Below are 17,190 nucleotides of genomic sequence, written 5' to 3'. Positions count from 1 at the left end.
AAGTCAGTGAGCCGGAAGGAATCACTACTGCACTTTTATACGAATCAAGTGGAGCCTGAACGAATCAGGCTGATGGCTGACCTTCAATATACATTAAATAGCCAATCCCCAATGTTGACTACGGAGTTCCTAAGTTATTTCGAAGAATTAACTAGTAAAGTAAGGCACAGTCAACAGATTGGTGCCAAAGGGAATGTTGCTTACATCCAATATTCTTTGTTGCGGACAGAAGTCGCTACGGGAGCGATGCATTATCTTGCCGAAGCCAGTGATATGTCATGGCTTCTCGACAGAGAGCCTATACAGGCAATATATGATGCCCAGTGGGCCTTTGATTGTTTGGAACGGATGCTTGATCGTTTGAAGAAGACACTTCCTGATTATCAGGGGATGATCTCGATGGTTGAACTGGATCGAATACGACTTCAAGAGGTAACTTTGGTTCACCGCTATGTTATTTATTTTATTCGTCAATGTTTCCATCAGCTCCTTGATTCCCAACTGATATCGGATATGCAGGTGGAGCCCGAATTTGAGGTTCGTGTAGGGGAGTATTTGGATACCAGTGAATGTGTGTATCGACTTGACCAACGAGAACGGAACCTGGAAGACATCGGCAGGGAGCTTGAAGAGGGTGATGGTTTGGGTGGGATGTATGCGGACTATCACGATCTGGACATGGAAGAGATGATATGCAGTGATCTAGACTTCCGGTATAGCAGGTTTAATGACATCAGATTAAAATCAACAGATTTTGAACGTTGTGTCTTGGTAGGCACACGTTGGCATAACTGTGATATGAGAGATACCAATTTTGCTGACAGTCTACTATACGGTGCTGACTTCAATGGATGTTCACTGGAGAGGGCTATCTTCAGGGGCATTTCTGGGGAAGAAGGGCATCCTGATGGTCGAATACAGGGTCCTGGGTACTCAGGTATCAACTTCGAGAATGCCAACTTAACCGGAGCAGATTTCAGGGGAGCGCGACTCCGTGGAGCTATATTTCGTAGAGCAAACCTAACCAACGTGTTATGGGATGGGGCAGATCTGGAAGATGCGATATTTGAGGAGTCGGTGAAGGAGGAATCGCCATGCGATACTTTAGGCTGATGCAGGATACCAGATGGACAAATCGTGTAGAGACAGAAGCGGTTGGTGAGGTACAGCGTCGAGAGTGGAATGCTTCTTTTCAGGAGGGGAGTGGTAATCACACCGCAATTAACCTTTCAATCAAAAGCAGACCTAATGTAGATTACACCGATTATTTGGAGCGCCCTGTACCTCTGGTATCGGATCGAATGCTGGAAGTATTTACGTTGTACCATCCCGGCTTAATTCGCAGGGCGGCAGTGTTGACGGACAAAGCACGTATGTCCCAGGAGACCTATTGGGCTATTTATCCAACGGTAATGGATGTGCTCTCTCCCCAAACGGAACGTCATCTGGATGGAAGTCTGAAACAGATTGTTCTGGATCGAGGTAAGGCTGAACTTCCTTTGTTTCAATTAAAGGAACCTCGTGAATCTGTCATCATCGTTAATCTAGCTTTGGCAGAGAGTCTGCTGCGTCGGGATTTTTCCGGGATTCAGCTGGTCCGTCTGGAGCAGGAACAGACAATATAGAGAGGAGAGAGGCGAAATGACACAAGGTAATCAAGAGAGTGAGATCAGTCTTCAACCTGCTACAGGAGATTCCAAGAGTTATGTGGTTGCCGGAGCGATTCTGCATTGCAGTTGTGGTACACAGCGTACCCGATTGAAGATTATGTACCTGGAGTCCATATTGGATCATTTGGAAATTGCTCCAATATGGAGAATCCGGCTGTATCCAACAGTATGATGGTGGATATCTATGGGGTGAAGAAAGCACCGTGTGTACCTGTATTGACTATGCCTTGGCTACATGGCAAAGGAGATGCCAAGGTGGAAGGGAAAGCTGCTCTACTTGGTCACTGTACGCATAAGTGTCTGTATGGTGGAGATATCGTCATCGAGGATGACGGACAGCAGCTGGATTTTTGAGATGAACGAATCCATGAAAAAGGTACAGGAACGCATCGGATACGAACAACTCCGTTTATATTGGCCGTATAAAGTGCAATGGCTGGAAGAAATCCGAATTACCCGACAGATTAATGAGCATGCGAAGTTATATATTAGCGGCGTTATACCGGAGGAAGATGGACCAGGCATCCTTCATGTCCAGGCTGAAGGAGAACCGATTGTACTAAGACAGCTAGATCAAATGGGGAAATCTGTAAGGCGTCTGTTTCATGGCGTGATGACTTCATTAACTGTACATTTGGTTGGTGGCATATACAGGTTCGAGCTAGAGGCCATATCGAATACATATCAGATGGACATTGAAATATCCGAGCGAGCATTCCAGAACAGGGCGATGTCCTATGGCGAATTAGTTAAATACGTGATGAAGGCGTATACCTACTCGGATGTAATTGATAATGTCACAGAGAATACCCAATTGGGAGAACTTGTTTTACAATATAGAGAAACCGACTGGATGTTTCTGAGACGTTTGGCTTCCCGGTTTGGTACCGTACTGGTGCCTGAAGTGACAGCGGCTTCACCGAAATTGTTCTTCGGGTTGCCCATGGGCAAGTTGTGGAAATGGCCTCTGGATCGTCCATATCATGTCAAGAAAGAAATGGGCCATCTGAATTGGCATGGGGATGAACAGCATCGGTATATGATGCAGGATCCCAAAGGTACACAGGGGGCGCTCATCTATACGATGGAGTGTTATGAAACCTATGCTTTGGGTGATAAAGTCGAACTGCCTGACGGGAAAGAATTAACGGTAACTCAAGCGGAATCCCGATTGGAATCCGGGTTGCTCATGACTACATATCGTATGATGTTGGAAGACCATATTCGGGTTCCACGATCCGATCTTCTGGATCTCATTGGCCTCTCCTTATACGGTGAAGTAATCCGCATTATTGGTGATCGTGTACAGATGGAACTGTATATCGAAGATGGTCCGATTAAAGCAGAATCTTCCTGTCCATATCCTTTATCGACATCTTACGTCGCCGAAGGTCACAGCGGACTCTACCTGATGCCAGAAATTGGTGACACGGTGGAACTGTACATTCCTGGAACTCGCGAGTCCAAGGCTTATATTCGTCATGCAGTGCCCGAAAGCAAGCGTTCGGTTTCCGGTGGAACGCAACACAAACTGTGGGGCCATCCTGACGGACCATCTATTGGTATGTCATCGGATGAGGTGACCGTACAGGCTGGAGCTGGATTAGTCATCACACTGAATGACCAAGGTGTAATGATGCAGAGTGCAGGTAACATCTCGATTCAGGGTGGCAGTCTATCACTTAAAGCAGGTCAGATTAAAGCAACCGCCCCTGAAGCAATTTGGCTTCTTGGCGGAGGAAGCAGCTTTATATTGGATGGACAAGCTGATGTTCGTGCTGGACTGCTTCAACAGGAAGGCAGCCATAAGGCACCGGTCGTGGTAGCTGATTTGCCGCCAGAGCCGGAGCCGCCCCTTATTCCGCTTGAACAATATGAGGCAGCTCAAGCAGCAGCTGCAGCCGAAGCAGCTGCTATGCAGCCTTCCGTGGTTAACATGAAGGAGGTCTCCCTGTTTGGTGCAGCGGTCGCCATGGCGGGCATGATTCCCGTTTTGGGTATGCTTGGAGGTGCACCAGCCATTGCGGCACAGGCCGTTGTCGTTGGCGCTGCAGCAATCGGCTTGATCGGGAACATCCCAAGTGCAGGATCCTTTAAGCCTTCGGCCCTACAACTTCTGAATCATCTGAATGGTGATTTCGTGGGCAAGATGCAGCAAGAAGAGGCTTATAAGCACCAATTATTTGGTAAAGTTGTCTCAGCAGCACGAGAGTTAAGCACAGCTACTTCCTTTATGGATTTTGTGAAGAAACTGCATCAGCAGGAAAAGGAAATTAGCCAGATGTATTATCAGATTCCAGGCAATACGAGGGAGCATTGGGCTCATCAACAGGTTGACCAAGAGTTGAAGGAAGCACTCGTGTATTATGGGGATGTGAAGCAGAATGACATTAAATATGAACTCTTTTTTGGCCCTTATCATAACGGCATTGCTCGAGATATCGGAAGAATAGACATCACCGCCGAGGAAATGGGTGACTATAATTACTGGCAGAAACAGAATCTGACGGTCGAACAGAAGAAGTATCTTGCCCGGCGAATTATGGCTCCCATGAGCGAAGAAGAATTATCTACCCTGATGGGTGAATTCGAGCAACACGAGATGACTATGAAAGGATTGGACGGGGAGTTCAATGGATTTACGGGCAGAGTAAGCACGAAAAAGGGTTCTTCAGGTGTACCCGAACCCTCAGACCATCCAGGAACAACAGGTTCTCCAAGTGCTGCTTCTAAAGGAACAACGACGACAGACAAACCGGCTACAAGTAAAACAAAGACATTTGTGAAAAAGTCAAAAGATGTGATGGTTAAAGCCGTCAGCGATTATTATAAAGCGAACCAGGTCATCCGGTTTCAGCCTTGGGGCAACTTGGGAAAAAACAAGCCCAAAGAGTCGGGGACTGCCGGGGAAGTGGGTTCTGGAGGGAAAACAAGCTCGAACGCTGGGAATAAGTCAAGCGACGGGGCAGGAACAAGTTCCTCCAGCAATGGCAAGAAACCGAATCAGACCCCGAGCAGCAGTAAGAAGTCTTCATCGTCAGGTGAAACGGATGCTACTGCATCGAGTCCAGGTACAGGGAAGAAGTCTGGCGACGGTGAAGGCACAAACTCACCAAGCAGTGGCAAGAAAACGGATCAGACACCGAATAGTAGTAAGAAGTTCAAATCATCGGGTGAAACGGATAGTACGGGTTCAAGTTCAGGTACAGGGAAGAAGCCTGGCGATGGTGAAGGAACAGGATCATCAAGTAGTGGAAAGATAGAGGATCCAACTCCGAATACCAGTAAGAAGACCCAAACATCCGGAGAACCGGACACTTCAGGATCAAATACAGGTACAGGGAAAAAGTCGAGCGAGGGTGAAGGAACAAGCTCATCTAGCGCTAACAAGAAAGATAATCAGATTCCCAACAGTCATAATCAGTGGAAACAAGATTCATCGAAGAAAAAAGGAAAAGGTAAAAAGGGTGAAGAGGCTGCAAATAAGTCTAAGGATCTATTAAAGCCACAAGAATCACAAAAAGATAAGGATACGAACGAATCTAAGAAGAAAGATAGCCAGAAACCGAATGAGTCTGACGAGAGAAATAGATCAAATGATACTATAAAAAACAAGTTAACAGATGCAGAATTTGAAGATCTGGTTGTCGCATTGAAATCTCAAAATTTATCGCGTGTTATGATAAAAGAATTAAGAGAAGGTATAACAAATAACAAATTCTCAGTCGAAAAGATTACAGATGGAAGAGCTGTGTATAAGATTAGTGTATTAGATTTGAATGGTAAAGAAACAACAACGGTTCTTTTGGATAAATTCGGAAATACAGTTAAGATGATTTGGACAGTTGGTACTAAAGGGAAGCGTGGTTCTGGGTATAGTCGAACGAAAGTTAGTCCAGGAACTGAAAGAGGACATATTAAATCCATAAATGAAGGGGCTCTTGATAATGCAGTTGAAGATAGTCCTCTAAATATTGTACCTCAGACGCGTCAAGTAAACGATCCCAAAATTAAAGCATTCGAAACATATAGAGTAAAAGAAGGTCAGGGAAAGTTAGTGATAACAGATATCCTTGATAATCCGATAGGTTACGTAAGAGTGAGAATGCCTGATAAAAAAATAGATGTTGTATATAATCCATTGTCAACAAATGCAAAAACTTGGCCCAAAGAATGGTATAAGCAGCCAGGGCCGTTCCATTAGGAGGACAGAATAAAAATGAAGGATAATAATCTTTATAAAATTAAAATAAATGAGAAGTATGGTTTTATTAATAAACAAGGTGACATTATAATTGAGCCTTCTTATAAGGCTGTAAACAATTTTTGTGAAGGTTTAGCATATGTTTGGACGTTCGATGATAAGGAAGGATATATAAATACTGAAAACGAATGGGTAATTGAATTGAGTGCCGACTTTCTAGGGGACTTCGAACATGGCTTAGCATTGGTTTATTATAAAGGAAAGTATGGATGTATTAATAAGCAAGGAGAGTTTGTAATAGAACCAATCTTTGATAGAATACATGGAATAAATCCGGGGTTTTCAGTTATAGCGGAGAAAAACAAGAAAGTAGGTATTTTTGGGGTATCTGGTGAAATTATTATAGATCCAATTTTTGATGTTATGGGTACATTTTCAAATGGATTGGCTTTAGTAAAGCAAGGGACAAAATTTGGTTTTATAAATGATAGAGGTGAGCTGAAAATTGATTATCAATTTAATTCAGTATCCAATTTTTCAGAGGGATTAGCTGAAGCCTCAGTGGACGGTGAATTCTATGGCTTTATTAATCAACAAGGGGAGTTTCTTATACAACCTGAGTATTATCAAGTTTCAAGTTTTTCCGAAGGATTAGGAGGATTCAAATTAAAAGCAAATGGAAAATGGGGATTTATAGATCACTTGGGGAGTAGGGTCATCAAAGATAAATTTCAAAGTGTAGGTGAATTTCAAAATAATTTAGCACCAGTTGAAAGTAAGGATATGTATGGATACATTAACAAAAATGGAAATTATATTATTAAAAATATATTTACAACAGCTGATTCTTTTTACAATAACCTTGGCTGTGTTACATTTAATGGAGAATGGGGCTATGTGGATGAAGGAGGAAAATGGGTATTCAAACCCAGCAATTTTAATCTTTGGTAAACGGAGGTTTTGTTCAAAGTGGAAAATAGAAAACAAGTACTAGAATTGGTGTTAGAACGATCCCCATATTTTGAATATTTATGTAGATGTCTTGAATCAATAGGTTTCTGCTTTCCGAGTGGATGTGAACTTGTATTATTTGCTGGAAAACAAAAATCTCCATTAGTAGACTTGCTAGGATTATCTAGTATAGGTATTGTGGATATTAATACTTTATATTCCCGTGATGAAGCAAATCCGGATGTGTGGATAGAATTAGATGAAGAGGAGTTATTAAATCTTGCTTCATCTGAAGTTCCCTTATCGAAAATGAAAATCACAATAAATAAGGGACATTTTATTTATCCTCAAGTTGAAAACATTCTAAAAAGAATTTTCATTCCACCTTTAGAATTCCCCTTGTCAGATCGAATTGAAATAATATATTGGTCGATGTTTGATTGCATAGAACCTAGGATCGTGTGGAGAAGTGAGCAGAGTGATTTGTTAATCCTTAAATATGAAAATGCTTTTGATGGACTGGATGTATACATCACATCGGGGCTAACTAATCCTGAGAATAGTACCCCATCCCTTATTGAGTTTGAAAATGGAAAAACATCTGGATATGGGTATGAATTGATGATAACAGCAAAGCCTAACGAAAGTGTTTTTAGAGATGAATTGGTTAGTTGGACTAAATATATTGAAGAAACAAAAAATCATATTTATCCTGGCCAATTTATAGAATATCGCGAAGGTAGGCTTCCAAATACAGACTTAAGTGGTTTTATAATTACTCCACCAATAGATTTACCTGAAATTATACCTGTTTCTTCTGGGTACGGTAGAATAAATTTATTACTAGGTGTAACGGCTGAGGAACTGGAGATAGCAAAAAAAGAAGATGACATATATATTATAGCTGATAAAATGTTTGAAAAAGGATATGTTAATTATAGTCCAACAAGAAGAAACTCTGTGATGTAACTGATTGCTGCTAAAAAGAGACAAATGATTTTGATTAGAGGATTCATTCCAATTTTTAGGTGGAATGAGTCCTTTTTTTGAATAAATGATAATAGAAATCAGGATTGAGGAGAGGTAGTTTCTTTGTGATTAACTTTTTTTAATCTGGAGTTTAAATTGCTTATCTCCTTTTATATTTTTTGAAGAATTAGCTTTTACAGGTCGACCAAGAGTTGAAGGAAGCACTCGTGTATTATGGGGATGTGAAGCAGAATGACATTAAATATGAAATGTTTTTTGGCCCTTATCATAACGGCATTGCTCGAGATATCGGAAGAATAGACATCACCGCCGAGGAAATGGGTGACTATAATTACTGGCAGAAACAGAATCTGACGGTGGAACAGAAGAAGTATCTTGCCCAGCGAATTATGGCTCCGATAAGCGAAGAAGAATTATCTACCCTGATGGGTGAATTCGAGCAACACGAGATGACTATGAAAGGGTTAGACGGGGAGTTCAATGGATTTACAGGCAGAGTAAGCACGAAAAAGGGTTCTTCAGGTGTACCCGAACCCTCAGACCACCCAGGTACAACGGGTTCTCCAAGTGCTGCTGCTAAAGGAACAACGACGACAGACAAACCGGCTACAAGCAAAACAAAGACATTTGTGAAAAAGTCAAAAGATGTGATTGTTAAAGCCTTCAGCGATTATTATAAAGAGAGCCAGGTCATCCGGTTTCAGCCTTGGGGCAACTTGGGAAAAAACAAGCCCAAAGAGTCGGGGAATGCCTCTGGAGGGAAAACAAGCTCGAACGCTGGGAATAAGTCAAGCGACGGGGCAGGAACAAGTTCCTCCAGCAATGGCAAGAAACCGAATCAGACCCCGAGCAGTAGTAAGAAGTCGCAATCGTCAGGTGAAACGGATGCTACTGCATCGAGTCCAGGTACAGGGAAGAAGTCTGGCGACGGTGAAGGCACAAACTCACCAAGCAGTGGCAAGAAAACGGGTCAGACACCGAGTACTAGTAAGAAGTCCAAATCATCGGGTGAAACGGATGCTACTGCATCGAGTCCAGGTACAGGGAAGAAGCCTGGCGATGGTGAAGGAACAGAATCATCAGGTAGTGGCAAGATAGAGGATCCAACTCCGAATACCAGTAAGAAGACCCAAACATCCGGAGAACCGGATACTGCAGGATCAAATACAGGTACAGGGAAAAAGTCGAGCGAGGGTGAAGGAACAAGCTCATCTAGCGCTAACAAGAAAGATAATCAGATTCCCAACAGTCATAATCAGTGGAAACAAGATTCATCGAAGAAAAAAGGAAAAGATGATAAAAAGAAAAAAGAGGAGGAAAAACGTAAAAGGGAAGAGGAAGAAAGACAAGAAAGTGAATCAGAGGCTGAGGGGACGGGACAAGCTGTTATACCGCCACCAATAGTCTATGAAACAGTTAAGTATGGAGATCATTTTACAAGAAAGAATAGAAAAAAAGTTTTAAAACCAAATATAGAATACACATCACCAGATGGTTATAATTATCGTACGGACAGTCAAGGGCGTATTATTGAATGTGAAGGAGCACTTGTACTTGGTAAAGGAGACCGTAGTGAATATGCCCAGAGGACGGTAGGAAAAGGGCAAGGTAGGTTACCTGATGACGATGGTGGACACTTGATAGGGGCACAGTTTAAAGGACCAAAGGATATCGATAACTTAGTGCCACAGAATAGCCAAATTAATCGAAGTGGCGGAAAATGGTATGAAATGGAAACTGAATGGGCGAATGCTCTGAATGAAGTACCACCTAAAAAAGTTACTGTGAAAATTGAACCAGTCTATTCAGGAAGTTCAATGAGACCACATTCATTCGAAGTAACTTACCAAATAGGGAAGAAAAAAGAAGTTACTATTACAATACAGAATCAACCGGGAGGTTAGTAGAATGGAACAGCAGATGAATGATTTATATAGAGAGATAGCAGAAACAATAAATGAATTGATACCTGAAGATTGGGAAAATTTTTATTTTAATGGCGAGGTAGAAAATGGAGAAGGGGGTGTTTTCTTTTTCTTCAAACCAATAAATAAACATGATTATGTTTATTGCCGAGATATTTTGAAGAATTACAATATTAATTCAGAAATATATAAAAAAACTATGAGAAAGTTGTTGAAAGTTACCAATGATCTAAAAAATATATTTATAGAAGATGGACAAGAGCCTTGGTTTTCAATAACCATGAAACTTACATCTGAAGGAAAATTAAATATAATATACGACTATACAAAATGGGGAGAATCCAATTTTGGCCCTTCAGACAGGTTAGAATATTGGGAAAGTAAATATCTGAATAATATTCCACAAGAAGAGAATGACAGAATAAAGATCGAAAAAATGAAGCAGTTTGAAGAAGCGAATTAAATGCCATTTTTCTTTGGTAGGACTACCCAGTGCCGATTACATCCATCATTCGACCAATAACACAACTAACCCATGTAATACCCGTATAAAGATTTCATCATTTCGGTTGTACGCAAATCAATTGCTTTAATTTTATAATTTAAATAACGCTATTCCTATACATCAAACAGGTTAATTATGGTCAGATACCACCATGATTGACCTCTTTTTTATTACCTTCGTTTTCTCACAACTTTTAAATAAGCTGATGATCAGTCAAGACAACGGAGTAAGGTATTCAATCAATCAACTGGATACTCCAGATGATATAAGTAGTAAATTTGATTTATCCAGTGTAGAAGGGTATGAGCGAAAAATCGATAATACAAAATATTATGATCATGATAAGGGTGATTTTGGCGAGGAAGTTGCGAAAAAAATCGCAATAAACAACAATCTGGGTAAGGATATTTCCGATCAATTTCAAGTTGGTAGGAACGGCATAGATGGAGCCTTTTTGTCCAAAGGTCCGCCTCCTAAATTAACCATGATTGAGGCTAAGACTTCCGAGTGGGGAAATTTCAATTATTCAACAGAGCAAAAACTGGGTGGTGCTAAATATTTTGAAGTGATGTCAAGCCGTAAAAATAAAAGTTTTGCGGATTTTAAAGCAAAGTACAAGAAACTTTTAAAAGATAACCCAGGGTTGGAGTTTGAGTATATCAGAGTAGAGGTTGATATTTCGAAAACTTCGGTTGGTTTTGGAGTAGATGTTGTAAAAGTAAAAGATTGGAGTAAGGAGATAAAATAAAACTTAAGGAGAACACAATGGTTAATTCAAAAAAAATGCATTTGGCCTACAAAAGGTATGTCAAAAACTTTTTTGGTAGTAATGCCGTAAATGAATACGAAGAAGGTAAAAATGAGATTGTTGAGGTCATCGATATTAATGATACAGAGAGAGATCACATTCTATTAATTGATATGGATAATATATCTTCCTTTTGGTTAGATGTGTGGAAAAATGACGTATTGATTAAAAACGGTCGAAATGTAAGTGCGCTAAAAAAAATCCAACAAATAAAATTTTATCAGTGCATGGGTAGGCATATTTATAGAGAGCGTTATCCGAGCCTGAAATTGATTGATTATTCTTTCGAGTATAGCATCATCGCATTAATACACTTCAATTTATACGGATGGGTAAAAGAGGAAAAGATATTTTTTGATTTTATAGTCAAATATCTTGGAGATAATTTAATGGAAGCGAATGATTGGAATCAACATATCTGGTTTTTACTAGAGTTATATCTCCAACATACCAAGCAAGAAATTGAGGGAACTAATGAATATGTTCACTTGGCTGTGAAATCCGCATTAACAAATCGGGAACAGCCATGTGGCTTGATTCCCGAAGAACTTGGAATCTACAGAGAAGTATTGGAACAATGGAATACACCTGATGTGGATGAAATTACGCATTTAATTGGAAGAATGTCCGAACATCATTCCACGCTTGCTTCAGAGTTAGGAAAATCGCTTGAGTTTGGAAATTATGATTACGCTTTTTATCCTTATGAAATTTTGTATTTGCTTCATGTGAGAAAAAAACAAGGTCTGCCCAACCCAAGTCATTTTGATGATTTCCTGATGAACTTACCGGAGGCTAAAATGAACATTCAAGATCCTGAACCGTATCCAGAATGGGATCCCGTTTTACGAATGATTGATGACTTCTATCGCAAAAACTATCCAGAGTATATCCCAAACCACCATGGAGTTCTGTTTGAATAGGAGAGGAGGAAGACTGCATGGCAGATGAAGATTTGGTGCCGTTAATTTTCGATGATACAGAGGATATCGACATAATTTTGAATGATCCGGATGAATCACTGGCGTATTATAGTATGCTGAATCATGGCTTAGCGACCAAACGGTTTTTATTTCTGGACTACAAAGGAGAAGTGGATCAGGAAATCGTCAATTACATCTTAGACTATGAGTATGCCTATGATATCGAATTGGGAACTGCAGATCAGCTAGAAGAGTTGGGAGAGTTTGACTACAAATATCTCCCTGAGAAAATTAGGGAGGTAAACAAGCTGATTTCTCGAAAAGGATATGGTTTATTCTCCTATCCGACAGCAGGAGACTTCTATGCATTGTTCATCGCCGAACTTAAGCATGAGGGTGCGCTAACCGAAGTGGATTTACTAGAAGATGAAGATATTCCTGAAAAAGAGCGTCATATCCAGTTGTATATTTAGTTCAGAGTTAAGTCAGACAGGCTCCAGTTATTTGACTGGGGCTTATTTGTTTTGAGGTTTTTTAGAAAGGGTTAATCTTGCGTAATAAAAGTCAAAACTTTGATCAACCATATGATACACAAGGTCTTAAGAATTATATTCAGTGATACGTAATAAGAAAAATGACTAAAGATTTGGATAAACAGAATGGAGTCCAGGTTGCACATCATTGCACATCGTATGATGCTAGAAGATCATCATATGCGAAAACCACGATCTATCTGCTCTTGATGCCAGAGCTTGGTGACACGGTAGAACTGTACATTCCCGGAAGTCGCGAGTCCAAGGCTTATATTCGTCATGCAGTACCCGAAAGCAAGCGTTCGGTTTCCGGTGGAACGCAACACAAAATGTGGGGCCACCCTGACGGACCATCTATTGGTATGTCATCGGATGAGGTGACCGTAGAGGCTGGAGCTGGATTGGTCATCACACTGAATGACCAGGGTGTAACGATGCAGAGTGCAGGTAATATCTCGATTCAGGGTGGCAGTCTATCGCTTAAAGTAGGTCAGATTAAAGCTACCGCCCCTGAAGCAATTTGGCTTCTTGGCGGAGGAAGCAGCTTTATATTGGATGGACAAGCTGATGTTTGTGCTGGACTACTTCAACAAGAAGGCAGCCATAAGGCACCGGTCGTGGTAGCTGATTTGCCGCCGGAGCCGCCCCTTATTCCGCTTGAACAATATGAGGCAGCTGCTATGCAGCCTTCCGTGGTTAACATGAAGGAGGTCTCCCTGTTTGGTGCAGCGGTCGCCATGGCGGGCATGATCCCCGTTTTGGGTATGCTTGGAGGTGCACCAGCCATTGCGGCACAGGCCGTTGTCGTTGGCGCTGCAGCAATCGGCTTGATCGGGAACATCCCAAGTGCAGGATCCTTTAAGCCTTCGGCCCTACAACTTCTGAATTATCTGAATGGTGATTTCGTGGGCAAGATGCAGCAAGAAGAGGCTTATAAGCACCAATTATTTGGTAAAGTTGTCTCAGTAGCACGAGAGTTAAGCACGGCTACTTCCTTTATGGATTTTGTGAAGAAACTGCATCAGCAGGAAAAGGAAATTAGCCAGATGTATTATCAGATTCCAGGCAATACGAGGGAGCATTGGGCTCATCAATAGGTTGACCAAGAGTTGAAGGAAGCACTCGTGTATTATGGGGATGTGAAGCAGAATGACATTAAATATGAACTCTTTTTTGGCCCTTATCATAACAGCATTGCTCGAGATATCGGAAGAATAGACATCACCGCCGAGGAAATGGGTGACTATAATTACTGGCAGAAACAGAATCTGACGGTCGAACAGAAGAAGTATCTTGCCCGGCGAATTATGGCTCCGATAAGCGAAGAAGAATTATCTACCCTGATGGGTGAATTCGAGCAACACGAGATGACTATGAAAGGGTTAGACGGGGAGTTCAATGGATTTACGGGCAGAGTAAGCACGAAAAAGGGTTCTTCAGGTGTACCCGAACCCTCAGACCAGCCAGGTACAACGGGTTCTCCAAGCTGCTTCTAAAGGAACAACGACGACAGACAAACCGGCTACAAGCAAAACAAAGACATTTGTGAAAAAGTCAAAAGATGTGATGGTTAAAGCCGTCAGCGATTATTATAAGGAGAGTCAGGTCGTCCGGTTTCAGCCTTGGAGCAACTTGGGAAAAAACAAGCCCAAAGAGTCGGGTAATGCCGGGGAAGTGGGTTCCGGAGGGAAAACTAGCTCGAACGCTGGGAATCAGTCAAGCGACGGGGCAGGAACAAGTTCCTCCAGCAATGGCAAGAAACCGAATCAGACCCCAAGCAGCAGTAAGAAGTCTCCATCGTCAGGTGAAACGGATGCTACTGCATCGAGTCCAGGTACAGGGAAGAAGTCTGGCGACGGTGAAGGCACAAACTCACCAAGCAGTGGCAAGAAAACGGGTCAGACACCGAGTACTAGTAAGAAGTCCAAATCATCGGGTGAAACGGATAGTACGGGTTCAAGTTCAGGTACAGGGAAGAAGCCTGGCGATGATGAAGAAACAGGATCATCAAGTGGTGGAAAGATAGAGGATCCAACTCCGAATACCAGTAAGAAGACCCAAACAACCGGAGAAGCGGATACTACAGGATCGAATACAGGTACAGGGAAAAAGTCGAGTGAAGGTGAAGGAACAAGCTCATCTAGCGCTAACAAAAAAGATAATCAGACTCCCAACAGTCATAATCAGTGGAAACAGGATTCATCTAAGAAAAAAGGAAAAGGTAAAGATGATAAAAAGAAAAAAGAGGAGGAGAAAAGTAAAAGGGAAGAGGAAGAAAGACAAAAAAGTGAATCAGAGGCTGAGGGGACGGGAAAAGATACGAAGAGGTATGGTGATCCTCCCGAGGAAGAATTTAAATTTAAGATTGAAATTGCTGCTGAAAAGAAAGCTGAAGAAATAAGAAGTACAGGATTGAAAGATATAGAGGATTTTGCTAAGAATACAGGTTTGGAGTTACAGGATGCAATTGATTTAAAATCACATCTGTTTCTTAATAAATATGATCTTCCAGCTTACGATGAGAAAGGTTTATACTTTTATAAAACTAGATTAACACCTGATCCCGAAGTAATATATGCTTATCACAAAGTTCTGGATGGAGAACTGACTCCTGATCAGAAAAAATGGTTTCAACAGTTAAAAGCACATGAATTAGATGAAAAAGCCCGAATGGATTCTGGGGAAGAATACTATAGGCATCCAGGTTCTTGGGATTTCGAGTCGAAAACCTGGAAATCAAAGCCTCCTGGTGCACATGATAATGCTGTACCACAACCTGAATTTGGAACATTTCCTGGATATAAGGAGGAAAGTTCGAGATTTTATAAAATCAAAAAAGGTGATGAATATGAGATTGTCTTTTAGTAGTGCGGTGAAAAAAATAAATGAAATAGACTGGAATACAGGAGAAAAGCCCAAAGAATCACATTCAGCTCTGTTAGCTGAATACTTGAGAAGAATTGCTGTCTTTACAAGTTCTTATACTTCTAATCAAAGCCCAATAGGAAGTCCAGTTAGAGTCCTAAATATTGAAAACAATGATTTGCTGCTAGAAATTGATAGGATTGTGGATGAAAGTTTGCCTGACATTAACAACCCTATACACTATAAAATATGTAGAAATTATTTAGAAACAGCATATGTTGTTGAAAAAGGCTTATCGGAAGTCTTAAAAGTAGCAAATATTTATGAACCAATTATTAAGTTTTTTGAAAGAGGTGGGAAACTAAGATTCGATAGCGACAGGGCTTTGAGTTGTGGTAGTGCTGCTTTTGTTCTTGAAAATTGGATTGATTTTCATAGCAGTAGGCTAGAAACCGATATAAGTGACTCTAATTTGGAGAGAATTGATCTTAATAATAAAGATGTTTAGTTAATCTCGATATCGTACCTCGAACGGGTCAATTATGGTCAGATATTACCATGATTGACCGTTTTTTTGATTTGTACCTCCAACATCCATGCGCACCATGCACGGCCAATTAAGGATCAGGAGATAACGAGTCAAGTATATTACCGCAACTGACTTTTTTCTTTCTTAGCTTTATTACGTTTCTTAAATTTACTCACTACTGTAGATGAACTGAATTTTGCATATTCAGAAGTGAATATCGAAGGTATAAACAAAAAGGAATTTTATGCACATAGTGGATCGAATCGTGATAACAAGGCAAAAGACTATGCTGATTATTCAATAAAGCTACCTAAACCTAAGTATGAGGCTACTCATGCGCCGGATAGAGGAGGAGGTGTAAGATTTGGAGATAATGATACAGATATAAGATCCTAAATGATTTAGCTGCTAGACTGGATAAATTAAATGATCCTTCACAAGCCCATGGGAAAATAAAATTATTTACTGAAATTAATACTTGTACAAGTAGTGAGCAGAGTTATTAAGAAATTCCACGAAGATTATCCAAATATTGATATTGAAGTAATCCACAATGGTGACAAATTAGTTGAGTTTTAATAAAGGAGATAAGCAGATGAAACGAAATTATGAAGCTTTATTTGGTGCTTTTTATGAAAGGTATTTTGATTATAAAAGCGAGAGAATGAGTAAATGCTGAAGCACTTGCTTGTACCACTGAGGCATACTTCGGTATACAAAAAAGAGGCGAAAGGGAGAAATCAGTAATATTAATTTCAGAAGGAAGAATTTATTTAACACATTCAAGTATATTCATAAAATCAAAACAGAGGATAGTTGAGGGATTAAATTCTTTAGATTTAAACAAGTTGCAACTTGAAACGACTCCGGATGAGTACCAGGACATATTAGAACGAAGAGATATGGTGCTTGATAGAATCGAAAGTATACATGCGGAATATATTCCATATTCAAGATTGTACTGCTATTAAATGGAGAATGAAGTTAAAAATTACTTTGGGAATATCATTAATGACATGAAAGATACGAGTGGGCTCGTTGAGCAAATAATGGAGCGATTCGATCGTGAATGTAGGAGTACACTTAGTGAGAAAATTGTTGTTAAAACAACACTTGCAGAACTACTTATCCGTGAATTTGTGAAAATAAAAAGCGAATTCGAGAAATTCGATATGAATGAAGTGGATGAACAATTAACAGAAGCTGAGCAATCAGATCTTTCTATACGAATCAAGGAAGTATTAACTAAGCTTCAAAATTATAAATCATGAGTACCATATCGTAAAA

16 protein-coding genes and 2 pseudogenes are annotated in these 17,190 nt (G+C 40.6%); all 18 read left to right on the top strand.

All coding sequences use genetic code 11. The annotated features are described in order from the left end of the window. Positions 1-6: 6 nt before the first annotated feature. The 18 genes and pseudogenes from AC4E8D_RS22575 (at position 7) to AC4E8D_RS22490 (ending at position 17,174) form a co-directional block, all read left to right on the top strand. The gene (locus AC4E8D_RS22575) at positions 7-1,113 is read left to right on the top strand and encodes a pentapeptide repeat-containing protein (protein WP_221824338.1); all 1,107 of its coding nucleotides are present in this window, start codon (positions 7-9) and stop codon (positions 1,111-1,113) included. Next, the gene (locus AC4E8D_RS22570; RefSeq protein ID WP_221824336.1) at positions 1,095-1,625 is read left to right on the top strand and encodes a hypothetical protein; all 531 of its coding nucleotides are present in this window, start codon (positions 1,095-1,097) and stop codon (positions 1,623-1,625) included. The genes AC4E8D_RS22575 and AC4E8D_RS22570 overlap by 19 nt, the downstream gene beginning before the upstream one ends. A gap of 16 nt (positions 1,626-1,641) precedes the next feature. Then, positions 1,642-2,024, top strand: a pseudogene (locus AC4E8D_RS22565) (DUF4280 domain-containing protein). Between the two features lies 1 nt (position 2,025). Then, positions 2,026-5,874, top strand: a complete 3,849-nt coding sequence (locus tag AC4E8D_RS22560) for a contractile injection system protein, VgrG/Pvc8 family (protein ID WP_490205227.1) — start codon at positions 2,026-2,028, stop codon at positions 5,872-5,874. A 15-nt stretch (positions 5,875-5,889) separates the two neighbouring features. Further along, complete coding sequence (locus AC4E8D_RS22555) at positions 5,890-6,825, top strand: WG repeat-containing protein (RefSeq protein ID WP_221821879.1); 936 nt, start codon at positions 5,890-5,892, stop codon at positions 6,823-6,825. Positions 6,826-6,843: 18 nt separating this feature from the next. Then, positions 6,844-7,794 carry a suppressor of fused domain protein gene (locus AC4E8D_RS22550; RefSeq protein WP_221821880.1) on the top strand — a complete coding sequence of 317 codons (951 nt, stop codon included), beginning with the start codon at positions 6,844-6,846 and terminating at the stop codon, positions 7,792-7,794. 212 nt (positions 7,795-8,006) lie between these two features. Beyond that, positions 8,007-9,719: a DNA/RNA non-specific endonuclease gene (locus AC4E8D_RS22545; RefSeq protein ID WP_260632820.1), complete on the top strand. Its 1,713-nt coding sequence runs from the start codon at positions 8,007-8,009 to the stop codon at positions 9,717-9,719. Positions 9,720-9,723: 4 nt separating this feature from the next. Continuing rightward, a complete protein-coding gene (locus tag AC4E8D_RS22540; protein WP_154897029.1) occupies positions 9,724-10,203 on the top strand; it encodes an immunity protein YezG family protein in 480 nt (159 codons plus the stop codon). A gap of 193 nt (positions 10,204-10,396) precedes the next feature. Beyond that, positions 10,397-10,993, top strand: a complete 597-nt coding sequence (locus AC4E8D_RS22535; protein WP_221821881.1) for a hypothetical protein — start codon at positions 10,397-10,399, stop codon at positions 10,991-10,993. 17 nt (positions 10,994-11,010) lie between these two features. Then, the gene (locus AC4E8D_RS22530; RefSeq protein ID WP_221821883.1) at positions 11,011-11,976 is read left to right on the top strand and encodes a hypothetical protein; all 966 of its coding nucleotides are present in this window, start codon (positions 11,011-11,013) and stop codon (positions 11,974-11,976) included. A 17-nt stretch (positions 11,977-11,993) separates the two neighbouring features. Continuing rightward, positions 11,994-12,449, top strand: a complete 456-nt coding sequence (locus tag AC4E8D_RS22525) for a DUF6630 family protein (RefSeq protein WP_221821884.1) — start codon at positions 11,994-11,996, stop codon at positions 12,447-12,449. Positions 12,450-12,610: 161 nt separating this feature from the next. Further along, complete coding sequence (locus AC4E8D_RS22520; RefSeq protein WP_221821886.1) at positions 12,611-13,606, top strand: hypothetical protein; 996 nt, start codon at positions 12,611-12,613, stop codon at positions 13,604-13,606. 12 nt (positions 13,607-13,618) lie between these two features. Then, complete coding sequence (locus AC4E8D_RS22515) at positions 13,619-14,005, top strand: hypothetical protein (RefSeq protein ID WP_221821888.1); 387 nt, start codon at positions 13,619-13,621, stop codon at positions 14,003-14,005. Continuing rightward, on the top strand, positions 13,950-15,374 hold the full coding sequence (locus AC4E8D_RS22510) for a hypothetical protein (protein WP_490205226.1): 1,425 nt from the start codon (positions 13,950-13,952) through the stop codon (positions 15,372-15,374). Before AC4E8D_RS22515 ends, AC4E8D_RS22510 begins: the two co-directional genes overlap by 56 nt. Further along, the gene (locus AC4E8D_RS22505) at positions 15,352-15,882 is read left to right on the top strand and encodes a hypothetical protein (protein WP_339305140.1); all 531 of its coding nucleotides are present in this window, start codon (positions 15,352-15,354) and stop codon (positions 15,880-15,882) included. Before AC4E8D_RS22510 ends, AC4E8D_RS22505 begins: the two co-directional genes overlap by 23 nt. Before the next feature lie 410 nt (positions 15,883-16,292). After that, positions 16,293-16,409 carry a hypothetical protein gene (locus AC4E8D_RS22500; protein ID WP_490206503.1) on the top strand — a complete coding sequence of 39 codons (117 nt, stop codon included), beginning with the start codon at positions 16,293-16,295 and terminating at the stop codon, positions 16,407-16,409. Between the two features lie 177 nt (positions 16,410-16,586). After that, a pseudogene (locus AC4E8D_RS22495) lies at positions 16,587-16,874 on the top strand (Imm3 family immunity protein); the annotation flags it as partial. After that, positions 16,875-17,174 (top strand): Imm3 family immunity protein, encoded by a 300-nt coding sequence (locus tag AC4E8D_RS22490; RefSeq protein ID WP_221821893.1) that lies wholly within the window; start codon positions 16,875-16,877, stop codon positions 17,172-17,174. Positions 17,175-17,190 lie beyond the last annotated feature (16 nt).

Source organism: Paenibacillus sp. SRL342, from assembly GCF_984798905.1.
Note: the sequence above shows the minus strand (reverse complement) of the source record. Positions and strands in the feature narration are given on the sequence as shown.

Bases quoted from the DNA above. Each gene is read 5' to 3' on its own strand.
- AC4E8D_RS22520 (WP_221821886.1), top strand. From the start codon at position 12,611: ATGACTAAAGATTTGGATAAACAGAATGGAGTCCAGGTTGCACATCAT.
- AC4E8D_RS22490 (WP_221821893.1), top strand. From the start codon at position 16,875: ATGGAGAATGAAGTTAAAAATTACTTTGGGAATATCATTAATGACATG.
- AC4E8D_RS22560 (WP_490205227.1), top strand. From the start codon at position 2,026: ATGAACGAATCCATGAAAAAGGTACAGGAACGCATCGGATACGAACAA.
- AC4E8D_RS22525 (WP_221821884.1), top strand. From the start codon at position 11,994: ATGGCAGATGAAGATTTGGTGCCGTTAATTTTCGATGATACAGAGGAT.
- AC4E8D_RS22535 (WP_221821881.1), top strand. From the start codon at position 10,397: ATGATTGACCTCTTTTTTATTACCTTCGTTTTCTCACAACTTTTAAAT.
- AC4E8D_RS22540 (WP_154897029.1), top strand. From the start codon at position 9,724: ATGGAACAGCAGATGAATGATTTATATAGAGAGATAGCAGAAACAATA.
- AC4E8D_RS22555 (WP_221821879.1), top strand. From the start codon at position 5,890: ATGAAGGATAATAATCTTTATAAAATTAAAATAAATGAGAAGTATGGT.
- AC4E8D_RS22505 (WP_339305140.1), top strand. From the start codon at position 15,352: ATGAATATGAGATTGTCTTTTAGTAGTGCGGTGAAAAAAATAAATGAA.
- AC4E8D_RS22530 (WP_221821883.1), top strand. From the start codon at position 11,011: ATGGTTAATTCAAAAAAAATGCATTTGGCCTACAAAAGGTATGTCAAA.
- AC4E8D_RS22570 (WP_221824336.1), top strand. From the start codon at position 1,095: ATGCGATACTTTAGGCTGATGCAGGATACCAGATGGACAAATCGTGTA.